We start from the raw sequence: 15,777 nt of genomic DNA on the forward strand, positions 1-15,777 counted from the left end.
GCGGGGCTCGACCGCCCGGAATTGGTCCCTGCCCCCGTTCAGCCGACGAGCGAGTCCCGCCACCCGGAGTCGAGCGTGGCGAAGCGCCCGCCCGCTGCGATCAGATCGGCCGGCGTTCCGTCCTCGACGATGCGGCCGCCGTCCATCACCAGCACACGGTCGGCGATGGCGACGGTGGAGAGCCGGTGCGCGATGATCAGCGCGGTCCGGCCGGTCAGCACCGTCTCGAGTGCCGATTGGACCAGCCGTTCGCTGGGCACGTCGAGGCTGGACGTGGCCTCGTCCAGCACGATCACCGACGGCGACGCCAGGAACACGCGCGCGAACGCCACGAGCTGGCGCTGCCCCGCGGACAGTCGCCCGCCGCGCTTGCGCACATCGGTGTCCAAACCCTCGGGCAGGGTGGCGGCGAACTCCGTCAGGCCCACGGCGTCGGCGGCGGCGCGCACCTGCGCGTCGGTGGCGTCGGGTCGCCCGAGCCGAACGTTGTCGGCCACCGAGCCGCCGAACAGATACGCCTCCTGCGTCACCATCACCACGCGGCGGCGCAGTTCGTCGTCGGCGATCCGGCGCAGGTCGACGCCGTCGAGAGTGACCACGCCCTCGTCCGGGTCGTAGAAGCGGGCGACGAGTTTGGCGAGGGTGGACTTGCCCGCCCCCGTTGCCCCGACCAGGGCCACCACCTGGCCCGCCGGGATGGTGAGGGAGAACTCGGGGAGCACGGTGTTCACCCGTGCCGTTCCGGCGGTGTTCACCCGTGCCGTTCCGGCGGTGCTCTCGCCGTAGCCGAACGTCACCTTCTCGAGCGTCAGGGCACCGGCGGACGACGCGGGAACCACCGGGTCGGCGGGCGGCGCGACGCTCGGCTTCTCGTTCAGCAGCCCGGAGAGCTTCTCGAGGGCGGCGGCGGCCGACTGGTAGGAGTTGAACACCTGGGCCAGGTCGTCGAGGGGTCCGTAGAAGCGGCGAATGTAGAGCAGGAACGCGGCCAGCACGCCGATCTCGATGTGCCCGCCGACGATGCGCCAACTGCCCACCAGCAGCACCACGACGGTGCTGATGTTGCCGATCAGACGAATGCCGCCGCCGAAAGCCGCCATGCCGCGGAAGGCCGACACGTTCGCGGCGAGGTAGCGGCTGTCCTCGTCGGCGAGGATCGACTCGTTGCGCGTCTGCCGCCGGAAGGCCTGCACCGCGCGGATGCTCACCATCGACTCCACGAAGTGCACGACGACGCGGGCGATGGCCGTGCGGGTGCGCCGGTAGCCGCGACGCTGGTGGCGCTGCGCCCACCGGGTGAGGATGATCAGCGGCACGAACCCGGCCATGACCAGCGCGGCGAGCGGTAGGTCCAGGTACAGCAGGATCGCCGCGACGGTCACGATGGACAGGATCGAGTTCAACGCATCGGTGAGAGCGTTGTCGAGCAGGGCCTGAATGGATTCGACGTCGCTGGTCATGCGGGAGATCACGCGCCCGGAGGTGTAGCGCTCGTGGAAGCTCACGCTCAGTTCGGTGGCTTTGCGGAACACTCGCTCCCGCAGCTCGATCAGCACGTCCTGACTGAGCCGACCGGACATGCGGACGAACGTGAAGGTGGTCACCGCGCCGATCAGACCGGAGACGAAGTACCCGGCGATGGCCAGCGTCAGCGGTGTCCAGTTGCCGTCGCGCGCTCCGGCGACGCCGCGGTCGATGGCCATCGCGATGAACAGCGGCCCGGACAGGTTGGCCGCGTTGTCGGCGACGATCACCAGGATTGCCAGCAGCGCACGACGGCGGTGCGGGCGCACCAGCGACCACAGCAGGGTTCGTGAACTGCGGGCCAGCGCGAGGTTGGCCTGACGGGTGTCGTCGGGGTTGTCCTCGGCGATCCCGCGCCAGTCGTCCTCGGGGGCCGGGCTGCTCGATGTTGGGGCTGGGCTGCTCATGCGGTACCGCCCATCACGTGGCGGTAGCGGGCACTGGTGCGCAGGAGGGACTCGTGTGTGCCGCGGGCGGCGATGGTGCCGCCGTCGAGCAGCACGACGCGGTCGGCGAGCGCCGCCGTCGACGGCCGATGGGCGACGAGCAGGGTCGTGGCCCCGGCCAGTGTCGGGGCGAGGGCGCGATGCACCTTCTCCTCGGTGCCCACGTCCAGGGCGGACAGGGGGTCGTCGAGAATCAGGATTCGCGGGCGGCCGATGATCGCGCGCGCCAGGGCCAGTCGCTGACGCTGACCGCCCGAGAGCGAGAGGCCCTGCTCCCCGATACGTGTGGCCAGGCCCCACGGCAGGTCGGCGACGAACCCGTCGGCCTGCGCGACGGCCAGGGCCGCCCACACCTGATCGTCGTCGACACCGGCTCGCCCCATCGTGATGTTCTCGCGCACGGAGGCCGAGAACAGGGCCGGTTCCTCGAACGCCACCGCGACGAGTGATCTCAGGTCCGAGACGGCGAGGTCGGCGATGTCGATGCCGTCGATGCACACCGACCCCGCTCGCACGTCGTAGAGACGCGGGACCAGTGACAACAGAGCTGTCTTGCCGCTGCCGGTGACACCGACCACCGCGACGGTCTCGCCGGGTCGAACATCGAGGTCGACGTCGTGCAGCAGGAGGGACGGCGCATCGGGGAAGGCGAAATCGACTCCGCGGAAACTCAGTTCACCGCGCACGCGTCTCGGCAGGGGGTGCGGCTGCGGGGGATCGGCGATGTCACTGGGCAGGTCGATGATGTCGAAGAATCGATCCGCTGCGGTGCGCGCGTTGACCAGTTCGGCGATCAGGAATCCGAACGACTGGATGGGCCAGAGCAGCACCGCGATCACCGACATGGCGGCCACGAGGGAACCCGCGGTCAGGGTGCCGGCGACGATCGAGTGGGTGGCCACGGCGAGCATGATCCCGATGGCCACCGTGGGCAGCGCCGCGATGACCATGAACAGCCACGCGTCGTAGCGCACCTTCGTCAGCTCGGAACCGCGCAGCGCCGCGGCCTCCCGGAGGAAGCGGCGGCCCTGAAATCCTGTGCGGCCGAACGCTTTCAGAACCCTGATACCGTGCACGGTCTCCTCGACGGTGGTGGCGAGGTCGCCCGACTGTTCCTGGGCGCGACGGGCGAACAAGCGGTAGCGAGTCTCGAAGTAGGCGCACAGCACGATCATCGGCACCGCCAGCGCCAGCATCACGAGGCCGAGAATCGGCGCGATCGCGGCCAACACCATCGCGCCGGTGACGATGACGAGGGTGTTCACCACGAGGAACGGGGCGATGAACGCGATGAATCGGCGCAGGGTGGACAGGTCGGTGATCGCGCGCGAGAGCAACTGACCAGACTCCCACCCGTCGTGGCGGCCCACCGAGAGGTCCTGCAGCTTGCGGAAGAGCACCATGCGACTGTCGGTCTCGAACGTGTTGGCCGGTACGGCGACCATCGACCGTCGCAGCCACACGGCGAGTGCGTCGACCAGTCCGAGGGCCAGGACACCGGCGGCCGGCCACCACACACCTGCGAAGTCGCGGCGCGCAACCGGGCCGTCGATCACGTGGCGCACGACGATCGGGATGAGCAGCGCGGTGCCGGTCCCGACGAAGGCCACCACCATCGACAGCGCGATCAGTACCCGGTGCGGGCGGATGTAGGGCCAGAGGCGAATCAGAGAATTGGTTGGGTGCGCGATGGTGGTCGGGCGGGTGTCTCGGTTGTCGACGGACGAGTTCAGTGTTGCGGTGCTCACGTGGGCGGCGTCCTTCACAGCGGGCGAAGCCTCCAGTGTCCTCGCATTTCGTTAGCGAGGCAACTGAAATAGTCGGCGGTAGGGATCGGACTCGACGCGCTCGTCGCCGGCCGAGTTTGTCGGTGGGCAGCGGTAGCCTCGGATTCTCACGGGTCTGGGCGAACGAGAGGGCTGTGGTGACGGCAGGGCGCATGGTCGGGTTGTTCGCCGGCATCGGCGGGCTCGAACTCGGGCTCGCCGAGCACGGGTGGTCCACCGAACTGCTGTGCGAGATCGACCCCGGCGCCGGTGCTGTGCTGGCCGCCCGGTTCCCGAACGCCCCGCTGCACACCGATGTCGGCACTCTGCGGGCACTGCCGTCGGGCACGGACCTGGTTGCGGCAGGCTTTCCCTGTCAAGACCTCTCGCAGGCCGGGCGCACGGCGGGCATCACCGGCGATCGGTCGGGCCTGGTGGAGCACGTCTTCCGCCTCGTCGCCCGTCGTCGCGGTCCGCGCTGGCTGCTGATCGAGAACGTGCCCTTCATGCTCTCGCTCGGTCGCGGCGCCGCCATGCGCCACATCACCCACGCCCTCGAGGATCTGGGCTACACGTGGGCCTACCGGGTGGTCGACGCGCGATCGTTCGGGCTGCCGCAGCGTCGTCAACGCGTGCTGATGCTGGCATCACGCACCGAGGACCCCCGCGAGGTGCTCTTCGGAGCGGACGCCGGTGAGGCGGAGGTGGGCGATGCTGCCGAGCATCCGTGCGGCTTCTACTGGACCGAGGGTGTGCGCGGGCTGGGCTGGGCCGTCAACGCCGTGCCCACTCTCAAGGGCGGCTCCACCATAGGTATCGCCAGCCCGCCCGCGGTGCGGTTGCCCTCCGGCGAGTTGGTCACCCCCGGCATCACCGATGTCGAGCGCCTGCAGGGGTTCGATCCGGATTGGACGGCGCCCGCTCTCACGGCGCCCGGGGTTCGCCCGGGGCACCGGTTCAAGCTGGTCGGCAATGCCGTGAGCGTGCGGATGTCGGAGTGGGTGGGCCGCGGCATCGACTCCCCCACTGTGTACGACGCATCCGGTGACCAGCTGCTCCTGCCGGGCGGGCGGTGGCCGTCGGCGGCGTGGGGTCGCGACCGCACCGCGTATCGGGTGGCGGCGAGCACCTGGCCGGTTCAGGAGCCGTACGAGAATCTCGACGGGTTCCTCGACGAGGCCAAGCTGCTCTCGGCCCGCGCGACGGCCGGGTTCCTCAAGCGGGCTCGCTCGGGCAACCTGCGATTCGAGGACGGGTTCCTCGACATCGTGGAGGCTCACCTCGATCGGATGAGCGCCCAGCCGGTGATGGTGGCCTGATGTACCCCCTGACGTTCGCGCTCGATTTCGCCGGCGACCGTCCCGCCCCCGATGCCGATCGCAGCGCGAAGAAGAACTACGCGCAGCGCCTGTCGAACCAGCTCGCCCAGACTCTCGCGGATGCGCTGCGCCCGCAGTACCCGTCGGTCACCCCGGATGCGCTCGGCGCCGGTCAGGAATCACAGGTAGATGTCGCCAAGGGCCGCAAGCGCCTCGACGTCAAGGCACTCGATCCCACACTGGGTCTGATCCTGGCCCTGTCGATCAAGACCTACAGCTTCCAGGACTACAGCCCCACCACCGGCAAGCTCGGTCGGTGGACCAAGAACATCGTCCGCAACGACCACGAGCTGCGCGGGGAGGCGATGGTTCTGCACCAACGTCAGCCCTACAGCGTGCTGGTCGCTGTGCTGTTCGAGCCGTGGTCGACGTGTGAGGACGGCGATCCCGCCAAGGCCAGCGACACCGGCAAGAGTTCCTTCGCCCACCACGTGACCACCCTGGCCAAGCGCACCGGCCGCGGCCGTCGTCCCGTCGTCGGGCTCGAGGGAAGAGCCTGGATCGATCTCGGCGCCGAGGACTCGCGCCACGAGCTGTTCGAGAAGGTCTACATCGGGCTCTACCAGCCGGACGGGCCGTATCGCGGGGAGGTGCGGTTCTTCGACGTCGAGGACGCGCCGCCGCGCAACGGCCGCCCACCCGATCGGTCCACCCTGTCGTTCGAGGAATTCATCGACGCCGTGCACCGCGAGGTCGAACACCGCAACCGCTTCGCCCCCTCCTGGTCGGACGCCTGGGAGGACGACGATCCGTAAACCTGCCCGCAGAACGCCAGCCCCCGAAAGGCCCACCACCGACCCCGCCACCAGTGCCCGCCTGTCCCGCCAGCGCCGCCGCGACACCGGGCCGGAGATGGCGCTGCGGCGGGAGTTGCATCGCCGCGGCCTGCGGTACTTCGTGGACCGCGCACCCGATCCGACGCTGCGTCGACGGGCGGACGTGCTGTTCCCGCGGCGCCGAGTGGCGGTGTACGTGGACGGGTGTTTCTGGCACAGCTGCCCGGTGCACGGCACCCGCCCGGCCGCCAACGCGGCGTGGTGGGCGAACAAGCTCGACACCAACGTCGCACGTGACCGCGACACCGACGCCCGGCTGCGGGCACTGGGGTGGACGGTGATCCGCATCTGGGAGCACGAGCATCCCGTTGCGGCGGCGGATCGAGTGGTCTCGGCGCTCGCCTACGATGGTGAGTCATGTCCACCCGATGGCGAGGGATAGTCGCCCTTGCCGTCGCGCTCGCCGGGATCTCGTACTCGTCGTGGGTACTCGAGTTCGTTCTCCCCACCGGCCTCGATCCCACCGATTCCTTCCTCAGTGAGCTCGATGCGGTGGGCCGCCCGTACGCCGAGGTGTTCTCCACCGGCGACACCATCACCGCCGTGCTGTGCATCCTGGCGGCGGTGGCCGGGCTCTCGATCTCCGTGCGGGGTCAGCGGTGGGTGCGCACCGGCTGGGTTGCCCTACTGGTGTTCGCCGGCGCCACGCTCGCCGACGTGCTGGCGCCCATCGAGTGCATCCCGGGGGTCGACCCCCAGTGCCCCACCGGGCCGAGCGGGCTGTTCCCGCAGTTGCACCACATTCATGCGCTCACCAGCAGCGTCGCCGTGTTCGCCATCTTCACCACCATGATCGCGTTCACCGTCGCCGCCACTCGATACCGGCGGTTGCCGCTACTGCGAACTGTGGGGGCGAGCGTGCTGGCAGTCATTTCCGTGGCGACGGCATGGATGCTCGCCGCGGACAACCTGCCCGGCGACTACGCCCTCGGCCTGGCCCAGCGCATCCAGATCGGCGGCATCACTGTATGGATGGTGCTGTTGGGTGCCGCGGTGTGGCGTGCGAGCAGTGGTGAATCCGGTGCAGAGAGTGACCGCAGGGGTGACTCGATGCACCCGATTCGTCAGGCAGGCTAGACCTGCCGCTGTGCGCCCGAAGGGATTCGAACCCCTAACCTCTTGATCCGTAGTCAAGTGCTCTATCCGTTGAGCTACGGGCGCCTGGATGTGAACTTGTGCCGACGAAACGCCGGTGTGGCGGAGGCGAGAGGATTTGAACCTCCGGACCCCGTGAAGGGTCAAGTCATTAGCAGTGACTCCCATTCGGCCGCTCTGGCACGCCTCCTGAGCCTCTTGCGAGGGCACCGGTCCTTTCGAACCGCCGAATCGGAAGACTACACAGCCCGATCTGTGGAAGGCAAAACGGCTGCCATACTCGGACGGGTGAGAACGTGGACGCGCCCAGACCTCGACTCGATACCCGGCTACATACCCGGCCGCACCCATCCCGGCGCCGTCAAACTGGCCAGCAACGAGAGCACTCACGGGCCGCTGCCGAGTGTGGTCGAGGCCATCGCTGCCGCCGCCGCAACGGTCAATCGCTACCCGGACAACCGCTCGAGCGCCCTGGTGAACGCGCTCGCGGAGTTCCTCTGCGTCGACGGCGACTCGATCGCGATCGGATGCGGATCGGTGGCCCTGTGCCAGGAACTCGTGCAGGCCACGTGCGCGGCCGGCGACGAGGTGGTGTTCGCGTGGCGCTCGTTCGAGGCGTACCCGATCGTGGCGCAGGTGGCCGGCGCCTCGGCTGTGCGGGTGCCGCTGGGCCCTGGTTTCGTCCACGATCTCGACGCCCTGGCTGCGGCCGTCACCGACCGCACGCGGCTGGTCTACGTGTGCAACCCGAACAACCCGACGGGTACCGCGGTGACCCGCGCCGAGCTCGACCGGTTCCTCGACGCGGTGCCGGGCCACGTCCTGGTGGCGCTCGACGAGGCGTACTACGAGTACTACCGCGGCGACATCGACGGCATCGACGTCCGGCGTGAGCGGCCGAACGTCGTGGTGCTGCGCACGTTCTCCAAGGCGTACGGACTGGCCGGGCTGCGCGTGGGCTACGCCGTCGGTCCGGCTTCGGTCATCGCAGCGATGGCCAAGGTGCACCTCGCCTTCTCGGTGAGCGCCGTGGCCCAGGCGGCGGCCATCGCGTCGCTCGAGGCCCGCGACGAGTTGCTGGCGCGCACCGACGCCGTGATCGCCGAGCGTGAGCGGGTGGCCCGGGAGCTACGCACCCTCGGTGTCGAGGTGATCGACTCGCAGGCGAACTTCCTGTGGATGCCGCTCGGTGAGCGGTCACCGGAGTTCACCGCCGCGGCCGCCGAGGCGGGCGTCCTGCTGCGCGCCTACGGAACCGAGGGTGTGCGCGTGAGCATCGGCGATCCCGAGGAGAACGACCGCTTCCTTCACTTCATCCGTTCTCGCTGAAGCCGGGTCCGTTCTCGCTGAAGCCGGGTCCGTTCGCGCAGACGCTGGGTCAGCCGAGCCGCAGGCCACGCGCGAGGGTGGGCCAGGATGCCTTCATGTCGTCCTGCCAGTACTTCCACGCGTGGGTGCCCACTCGCTTGAAGTCGACGGTGGCGGGAATCCCTGCCGCGGCGAGCTTGTCGGTGAACCTCCTGGTGCACTCCGCTGCCGCGGACTCGAGCGGCCCGCCGATCGGGATGCTGTAGAACGCTTCGACGCCCACGTCGTACGGTCCCGGTACCCCGCTGCCCACGGCGATGTAGATCTGCTTGCCGCGAAGAGCATCGACGTGCAGTGAGGGGTCGTTGGCCGCCCAGGCGGAGTTGTCGTCGGCACCCCACATGTTGTTCGGGTCGCCGCCCTGGCTGATCACGCCGCCACGCACGGCGGCGCGGTCGACGGTCGAGCCGTTGGAGTAGCAGCCGCTGAACCCGGCGACGCCGGTGTAGAGCTTGGGATGGCGGGCGACGAGATTGACCGCCGACTGCGCGCCCATCGACAGGCCGAGAATCGCGTTGTTGCCGTTGCCGTTGAACTCCCGGTCGATCAGGGGTGGGAGCTCGGAGGTGAGGAAGGTTTCCCACATGTACACCCCGAGCACCGGGTCGGGTCGGAGCCAGTCGGTGTAGTAGCTGGCCCGGCCGCCGACCGGGAGAACCACGTTGACGTTCTTGTCCGCGAAGAAGGACTCGGCATCGGTGCGGTACGTCCAGGTGCTCTCGACGTTGTTCGCTTCCGAACCCGCCGTCACGCCGTCGAGCATGTAGAGGGTGGGCCTGCTCGCAGCACGGTTGGCCGGCAGCAGAACCTGCACCTGCACGATCGACCTCATCGCCGGGGACTTCACGAACACCGCGACGCGGCGGTCGGAGATCGGGACGATGCGGTCGATGGTCGCTCCGGAAGAACTCGTCGGTGCCGTCGTCTGTCCCGTGTTCCCGGTTCCCGGCGTATTCGCGCCTCCCGGTACGTTGGCCTGCGCGACGGGCGCCGCGATCACGGCAGCCAGCGCGAACGCGGCTACGAGGCCTGACGCGACGAACTTGCGGAACACGGCAACTCCCTACTGGCGCGTCCGACGTTCGGACGACCCGATCGATAGCTTACCGCTCGGTAAGTTCCACCATGACCACCGACGGGAGCAGCTCGGGGCGGAAACCGCGGTCCGCCCCGACTTCAGGAGACGTAGGCGATCAGCCCGTCGGATATGGCCGGATTGATCGAACCGAGTCGCCGCATGAAGCGTGTGACGCGCGGCATGACCTCCGACTCGCGGTACCGGGCAGCGTGCAGCAACCACCGTGCGGCCTCGTCGGGGTCGAGCGCGGGGGCGGTGGTGAACTCCTCGGTGGGCGCGATCATCGGGGTACGCACCAGCGGGAAGAACACGGTGGTGACGTCGATTCCGGTGCCCTCGAGGTCGAGCGCAATGCTGCGCCCGAAGCACGTCAGCGCCGCCTTGGACCCGGCGTACGCGGAGAACTTCGGCACCGCACCGATGGGGATTCCCCAGGTGGAGACGTTGATGAAGTGCCCGCTGCCGCGTTCACGCATCGCCGGGAGCAGGGCCAGCGTGAGCGCCACCGGCCCGAAGTAGTTGACGGCCATCGTGCGCTCGTAGTCGTGCAGGCGGTCGGTGGAATCGAGCACCGAGCGACGAATCGACCGCCCGGCGTTGTTGATCACCACGTCCGGGCATCCGTGCTCGGTGAGCACCACCTCGGCGAACCGAGCCACGTCGTCGGTGTCGGACATGTCGACCGTCAGCGCGTGCGCCACCGGTTCGGCCGCGTCGGCGTTGATCGAGCGGGCGAGGGTGTCGAGTTCGTCACGACGACGGGCGGCGACGATCACGGTGGCGCCCTTACGGGCGAACAGCCGTGCGGCCTCGGCGCCGATGCCCGACGACGCACCGGTGATCAGCACGGTCTTGCCGGCCATCGAGACGGCTGTGCCGGCGAGCTCGCGCGAGGTGCGCGGGCGCTGGAACGCGGTGTGGACCACCCCGTCGACGAGAGAAGTCAGTAGTGAAGCCATGGTCACGACCGTATCCGGTGGCCCCCACCCTGGTCTCGGGCAGACTGGTTGTCATGAGACTCGTGCTGAACATCATCTGGTTGGTCTTCGGCGGTCTGTGGCTGGCGTTGGGGTACTTCGTGGCCGGCGTGATCGCATGCCTGCTGATCATCACCATCCCCTTCGGCATCGCGTCGTTCCGGATCGGGGCGTACGCGCTGTGGCCGTTCGGGCGCCGGGTGGAGCTGGATTCGACCCCGGGTCCGCTGTCGCTGATCGGCAACATCATCTGGATCGTGTTCTTCGGTCTGTTCCTCGCCGTGGGGCACCTGGTGACCGGGATCGCGATGTGCGTGACGATCATCGGAATCCCGTTGGGAATTGCCAACTTCAAGCTGATTCCGGTGTCGCTGCTGCCCCTGGGAGCGCGGATCGTGCCGACCGATCAGCCGTTCGCCGCCGGGTACCCCGCGATGCGATGACGACGGGTCATCCGTCGTTCACACGCCGGTCATCGTGAGCCGGTAAAACCCTTACGGTGACTACACACCTGATTTCCGCTCCCCGCACCCTTCGTCGCCCGCTCACCGCGCTCGTCGCCGCCGTCGGTGCGGCGTCCATCGCCCTGCTCACGCCCGGTGTGGCCGACGCCGCCATCCCCACCTGCTCACTGTCCGACCTGCCGGTGCAGGCGAGCGACACCGTCGACCTCATCCACTCCGGCGGCCCGTTCCCCTACCCTCGCAACGACGGCGTGGTGTTCGGCAACCGCGAGGGCCTCCTGCCGCCGGCATCGGCGAGCTACTACCACGAGTACACCGTCATCACCCCCGGTGCGAGTACGCGCGGCACCCGCCGCGTCATCACCGGCGGCACTCCGCTGTACTCGCCTGCGCACTATTACTACACCGGTGACCACTACAGCTCGTTCTGCGAGATAATCGACGCATGAGCTCTCACGACACCGTCGTGTACCGGATCGACGGCTCGGCCATCGAGTCGATGTCGGACTTCTACCGCGAGATCGGTCGTGCCGTGAACGGCCCCGACGGGTACTTCGGCAGCAACCTCGACGCCCTCGAGGACTGCCTGCGCGGGGGCTTCGGCACCCCGGACCACGGCAATTTCGCTTTCGAGTTGACCGAGAGCGAACCCTGCCTGCACCGGTTGGGCGGGGGCGAGAACGTACTCGCGGTGTTCGACGATGTGGGCGTGCGCCTCGAACTACGGTGAGATGACCGATCACCGCACCGGGAGGGTTCGTGGACACCACCGAGATCGAGGCCTCCGGTCTCACCTTCACCGCTCGCGCTGCCGGCGATGACGGCGAGCCCGTGCTGCTGCTGCACGGGTTCCCGGAGACCTCCGCCATGTGGGAGCCGCTCATGGCCGACCTGGTGGCTGCCGGATACCGCTGCGTGGCACCGGATCAGCGCGGTTACAGCCCCGGTGCGCGCCCCGATCAGGTGGAGTCCTACGACCACCGTCACCTCGGTGAGGACGTGCTCGCCATTGCGACCGCGGTTGGCGTCGACCGTTTCCACGTGGTGGCACACGACTGGGGCGCGGGGGCGGCCTGGTGCGCGGCCGATATCGACGGTGGTGAGCGCATCGCAAGCCTGTGCGCGCTGTCGATCCCGCACTACCGCGGCTTCGCCGAGGCGGTTCGCGACGACCCCGGAGGCGACCTCTACCGAAACCTGCTGACACTGCTCACCGATGAGAACGTGGACCTCGAGCAGATGTGGACCGCGCGCGATCTCGAGGGCCTGCGAGCCGTGTGGTCTGCGAGCTCCGAAGACGAAAAGCATTCGTACGCGGGTGTTCTGGGCCAGCCCGGCGCGTTGACAGCGGCAGTGAAGTGGTACCGCGCGGCGCGCGCACACGAGCGCGCTCTGGATGGGACGTCGTTGGACTTCGGCCCCGTCGACATCCCCACCACACTGCTGTGGGGCCGGGACGATCCGTACGTGGGGCGCCTGGCCGTCGAGCGCGCCGCGCAATACATGACGGGGCCGTACGAGGTGGTCGACGTCGATGCCGGCCACTGGCTCGTGCAGGAAGCCCCCGACGCCGTGCGGGAGGGCGTACTGGCCCACCTGCAGGCCTACCCGCTCACGTGATCGGGAAGTGCGGCAGCCAACTCCGCCAACCACACTCGAGGGTTGCCGTCCGACGGCGCCCGCCAGTCGCCGCGCGGGGACAGTGAACCGGCAGCGGACACCTTGGGCCCGTTCGGAATTGCACTGCGCTTGAACTGGGCGAAGCCGAAGTAACGGCGCAGGAACACCTCCAGCCACCGCGTGACCGTGGCGAGGTCGTAGGCGATCTTCTCGTCGTCCGGGAAACCCGGGGGCCACGCGCCTACGGCCGGATCTCGCCACGCCTGGTGCGCCAGGAACGCGATCGACGACGGTCGCAGTCCGTACCGCAGCACGTGGAAGAGCGTGAAATCGTGCAGCGCGTACGGGCCGATGGTGGACTGCGTGGACTGCACCGACCCGTCGGCGCCGGGCGGTACCAACTCCGGGCTGATCTCGGTGTCGAGGATCGACTGGATCACCTGCGCCGCCGCGTCGTCTATCCCCTCGCGATGGGCGATCACCCACCGAATGATGTGTTGGATCAACGTTTTCGGCACCCCGGGGTTCACCGCGTAGTGGCTCATGTGATCGCCCACGCCGTAGGTTGCCCAGCCCAGAGCCAGCTCCGACATATCGGAGGTGCCGATCACGATGCCGCCGTGGCGATTGGCGAGCCGGAAGAGGAAATCGGTGCGCATCCCGGCCTGCACGTTCTCGAAAGTCACGTCGTACACCGGCTCACCGTTGGCCGCGGGATGGCCGATGCCCGTGAGGATCTCGGTGCACGCCGGGCGAATGTCGATGGTCCGACAGGGCGCCCCGACGGCCTCACAGAGCGCAACCGCGTTGGACTTCGTATGGTCGGAGGTGGCGAACCCGGGCATGGTGACGGTGAGAATGTCGCTGCGCGGGCGGCCCATTCGATCCATCGCGCGGGCCACCACCAGAAGCGCGTGGGTGGAGTCCAACCCACCGGAGATACCGATCACCGGGCGCGGATGCCCGATCGCCTCCATCCGCTGCACCAGCGCCGAGACCTGGATGTTGAAGGCTTCGTAGCAATCCTGCGCCAGTCGGGCAGGGTCGTCGGGTACGAACGGGAACCGATCGAGGGTGCGGCGGATACCGATGTCGGCGGCCGGCGGGGCGAGTTCGAACGACACCGTGCGAAACGTCGGGGCGAGGGTGCGTCGATTGTCGTCGAACGTGCCCTGCCGCAGGCGGTCCTGGACCAGTCGATCGAGGTGGACGTCGGCGGTACTCCGGCGAGGACCGTCCGGAAAGCGTTCGGACTCTGCCACTTTCATTCCGCACTCGTAGATCATCGTCTGCCCGTCCCACGAGACGTCGTTGGTCGACTCCCCCGATCCGGCCGCGGCGTAGACGTAGGCGGCCAGGCACCGCAGCGACTGTGCGGCCACCAGCGCGTGCCGGTCGTCGGCCCGGGCGATGGTGATGGGACTACCGGAGAGGTTGGTCAGCACCGTCGCACCCGCGAGCGCGGCGAGCGACGACGGCGGCACGGGCACCCACATGTCCTCGCAGATCTCCACGTGCACCGTCAGGCCCGGCACGTCGACGGCGTCGAAGAGCAGGTCCGGCCCGAACGGGACCTCGGTGCCGCCGAGGGTGATGTTCGCACCGACCTGATCGTCACCCGGCGCGTAGTAGCGGCGATCGTAGAACTCGCGGTAGGTGGGCAGGGTGGACTTCGGGACCACGCCCAGCACCCGTCCCCGGTGAATTACCACTGCGCAGTTGAAGATTCGATTGCCGTGCCGCAGCGGCGCACCGACCAGCAGGACGGGCATCAGTGCGGTGGACTCGGCGGTGATGCGGTCCAGCGCGGCCAGCACACCGTCGAGCACCGCGTCCTGCAGCACCAGATCGTCGATGGCATAACCGGTCAGACAGAGCTCCGGGAACACGGCCACCGCCACCGCGTCGTCGTTGCACAGCCGGGCCTCGGCGAGCACGGTCTCGGCATTGGTGGCCGGATCGGCGATCGCAACCGGCACCGTGCACGCGGCCACGCGCGCGAACCCGTGGCGGTAGATGCTCTCGAAGGGCAGATCGCGAGTGGTCACCCTGCCATCTTGGCAGGTCCGCCCGCGATCTCGACCGAGGATGCTCAGGACCGAACCACCACCGAGCCGGCCACCTTGTCGGCGAAGGTCTGATTGCGCTCGTCGACCAGTGGCCACAGGTAGCCCAGACCCAGCGGGAGAAGGTCGAGGAAGTGTGCGAAGTGGCGCAGGAATGCGGTGGCCACCCCGACCGGCTGTCCGGTCTTCGCGTCGACGACCCTGATCCCCATCGCGCTCTTGCCCAGCGAGGCTCCGGTGCGGCCCTGCCGAACGATCAGGTTCCACACCACGACCACGACGCCTGCGATGCTGATCAGACCGAGGAGCGCCACCATGCCGGGGGACATCTCCGGGACATTCCCGCCTCTCTCGATACTGGAGCGGATTCCGGCGAAGTACCACACCTGAACACCGAGGGACGCGATCGAGACGGGCACGATCGTCAGCGCATCTACGAAGTAGGCGAGCACCCGACGACCCCACGACGCGTACCGCACGTTCAGCGGTCCTGGCGCGGGGTAGCCGTACTGGCGACCGGGCGGAATCGGGGGCGGACCGTAGAGATTGCCCGGCGCGGGATAACGCGGACCCTGCGGTGGGACCTTAGCGACGAGCTGGGTGGGCGGGTCGACGGGTCGGGCGTAGGGGTTCTGGTTCTGGTTGTAGTAGTTCACGGCTGCCTCCTGCGGCGACTGGGCACTGGCGATCGGGACTGGCATGGCGATCGGGACTGGTATCGGCGATCGGGAGGTCAGATGGCGTCGGTGCGCGAAATGTTCCCGTCCGCAGTGGTGCCCGCTGCTCCACTGCTGGTCGTCACGGAACCCTCCGGGGAATCTCTCTGATTTTCGATCGAGATATAGAACATATGTTCGATCATGTGGTAGGGTGGTCGGAGGCGTCGGGGGATGCCGGTGAGGGGGTGTGGAGCAGTGGACGGTGCGGGGGTCGGTGGTGTGGGGGTGGACGAGGAGGCGGTGCGGTCTGCTCTGAGGGTCGGTGACTCGTTGTCCGATGGTGCCCTCGAGCGGGCGTTGGGGTCTTTGGAGCGGGTGGTGGCGTTCGCCGCCGCGGAGCAGCTGCGTGTGATCGCGCGGCTGCACGAGCGCGCGGAGGCGGCCGATGTCGATCAGGGGCGGCGGAACCGGGAATGCGGGGACGGCACCACCATCCCTA

General features: G+C 68.5%; 16 protein-coding genes and 2 tRNA genes. 10 read left to right on the plus strand and 8 right to left on the minus strand.

Annotation, left to right across the window (positions count from 1 at the left end; translation table 11 throughout):
• Positions 1–38: 38 nt before the first annotated feature.
• Positions 39–1,931, minus strand: coding sequence for an ABC transporter ATP-binding protein (locus ACY48E_RS14105; RefSeq protein ID WP_462872845.1), 1,893 nt, complete (start codon positions 1,929–1,931; stop codon positions 39–41).
• Positions 1,928–3,718 (minus strand): ABC transporter ATP-binding protein, encoded by a 1,791-nt coding sequence (locus tag ACY48E_RS14110; RefSeq protein WP_462872846.1) that lies wholly within the window; start codon positions 3,716–3,718, stop codon positions 1,928–1,930. The genes ACY48E_RS14105 and ACY48E_RS14110 overlap by 4 nt, the downstream gene beginning before the upstream one ends.
• A gap of 191 nt (positions 3,719–3,909) precedes the next feature.
• Between ACY48E_RS14110 and ACY48E_RS14115 the strand changes: the two genes are divergently transcribed.
• The 4 genes from ACY48E_RS14115 to ACY48E_RS14130 are packed head-to-tail and all read left to right on the plus strand — an operon-like array spanning position 3,910 to position 7,028.
• Positions 3,910–5,055: a DNA cytosine methyltransferase gene (locus ACY48E_RS14115; protein ID WP_462872862.1), complete on the plus strand. Its 1,146-nt coding sequence runs from the start codon at positions 3,910–3,912 to the stop codon at positions 5,053–5,055.
• The gene (locus tag ACY48E_RS14120) at positions 5,055–5,870 is read left to right on the plus strand and encodes a hypothetical protein (RefSeq protein ID WP_462872847.1); all 816 of its coding nucleotides are present in this window, start codon (positions 5,055–5,057) and stop codon (positions 5,868–5,870) included. The genes ACY48E_RS14115 and ACY48E_RS14120 overlap by 1 nt, the downstream gene beginning before the upstream one ends.
• Positions 5,863–6,333: a very short patch repair endonuclease gene (locus tag ACY48E_RS14125; RefSeq protein ID WP_462872863.1), complete on the plus strand. Its 471-nt coding sequence runs from the start codon at positions 5,863–5,865 to the stop codon at positions 6,331–6,333. The genes ACY48E_RS14120 and ACY48E_RS14125 overlap by 8 nt, the downstream gene beginning before the upstream one ends.
• Entirely contained in the window at positions 6,309–7,028 is a 720-nt protein-coding gene (locus tag ACY48E_RS14130; RefSeq protein ID WP_462872848.1) for a DUF998 domain-containing protein, read from the plus strand. Before ACY48E_RS14125 ends, ACY48E_RS14130 begins: the two co-directional genes overlap by 25 nt.
• 11 nt (positions 7,029–7,039) lie before the next feature.
• Here ACY48E_RS14130 and ACY48E_RS14135 read toward each other — a convergent pair.
• Positions 7,040–7,112 (minus strand) — tRNA-Arg (locus tag ACY48E_RS14135).
• Positions 7,113–7,146: 34 nt separating this feature from the next.
• Positions 7,147–7,236 (minus strand) — tRNA-Ser (locus tag ACY48E_RS14140).
• Between the two features lie 98 nt (positions 7,237–7,334).
• On the opposite strand from ACY48E_RS14140, the gene hisC reads away from it, so the two are divergent.
• Positions 7,335–8,375 carry a histidinol-phosphate transaminase gene (gene hisC / locus ACY48E_RS14145; RefSeq protein ID WP_462872849.1) on the plus strand — a complete coding sequence of 347 codons (1,041 nt, stop codon included), beginning with the start codon at positions 7,335–7,337 and terminating at the stop codon, positions 8,373–8,375.
• Between the two features lie 49 nt (positions 8,376–8,424).
• Here the strand turns inward: hisC and ACY48E_RS14150 are convergent, their stop codons facing one another.
• Both ACY48E_RS14150 and ACY48E_RS14155 read right to left on the minus strand, forming a co-directional pair.
• Positions 8,425–9,468, minus strand: a complete 1,044-nt coding sequence (locus ACY48E_RS14150) for an alpha/beta hydrolase (protein ID WP_462872850.1) — start codon at positions 9,466–9,468, stop codon at positions 8,425–8,427.
• Between the two features lie 122 nt (positions 9,469–9,590).
• A complete protein-coding gene (locus ACY48E_RS14155; protein WP_462872851.1) occupies positions 9,591–10,451 on the minus strand; it encodes an SDR family NAD(P)-dependent oxidoreductase in 861 nt (286 codons plus the stop codon).
• A 53-nt stretch (positions 10,452–10,504) separates the two neighbouring features.
• Here ACY48E_RS14155 and ACY48E_RS14160 point away from each other — a divergent pair, with 53 nt between their 5' ends.
• The 4 genes from ACY48E_RS14160 to ACY48E_RS14175 all read left to right on the plus strand — a co-directional run bounded on the left by ACY48E_RS14160 (position 10,505) and on the right by ACY48E_RS14175 (position 12,553).
• Positions 10,505–10,912, plus strand: a complete 408-nt coding sequence (locus ACY48E_RS14160; RefSeq protein WP_462872852.1) for a YccF domain-containing protein — start codon at positions 10,505–10,507, stop codon at positions 10,910–10,912.
• 71 nt (positions 10,913–10,983) lie between these two features.
• Entirely contained in the window at positions 10,984–11,382 is a 399-nt protein-coding gene (locus tag ACY48E_RS14165) for a guanyl-specific ribonuclease (RefSeq protein ID WP_462872864.1), read from the plus strand.
• Entirely contained in the window at positions 11,379–11,663 is a 285-nt protein-coding gene (locus ACY48E_RS14170; RefSeq protein WP_462872853.1) for a barstar family protein, read from the plus strand. The genes ACY48E_RS14165 and ACY48E_RS14170 overlap by 4 nt, the downstream gene beginning before the upstream one ends.
• A gap of 29 nt (positions 11,664–11,692) precedes the next feature.
• Complete coding sequence (locus tag ACY48E_RS14175; RefSeq protein WP_462872854.1) at positions 11,693–12,553, plus strand: alpha/beta fold hydrolase; 861 nt, start codon at positions 11,693–11,695, stop codon at positions 12,551–12,553.
• On the opposite strand, the gene ACY48E_RS14180 is transcribed toward ACY48E_RS14175, so the two are convergent.
• Together ACY48E_RS14180 and ACY48E_RS14185 are read right to left on the minus strand one after the other, a co-directional pair.
• On the minus strand, positions 12,538–14,586 hold the full coding sequence (locus ACY48E_RS14180; RefSeq protein WP_462872865.1) for an NAD(+) synthase: 2,049 nt from the start codon (positions 14,584–14,586) through the stop codon (positions 12,538–12,540). The genes ACY48E_RS14175 and ACY48E_RS14180 overlap by 16 nt on opposite strands.
• A gap of 59 nt (positions 14,587–14,645) precedes the next feature.
• Positions 14,646–15,320, minus strand: a complete 675-nt coding sequence (locus ACY48E_RS14185) for an RDD family protein (RefSeq protein ID WP_462872855.1) — start codon at positions 15,318–15,320, stop codon at positions 14,646–14,648.
• Positions 15,321–15,533: 213 nt separating this feature from the next.
• Between ACY48E_RS14185 and ACY48E_RS14190 the strand changes: the two genes are divergently transcribed.
• The coding region (locus tag ACY48E_RS14190) for a hypothetical protein (protein WP_462872856.1) at positions 15,534–15,777 on the plus strand (244 nt) is incomplete at its 3' end.

It is taken from the genome of Rhodococcus sp. AZ1 (assembly GCF_054979605.1).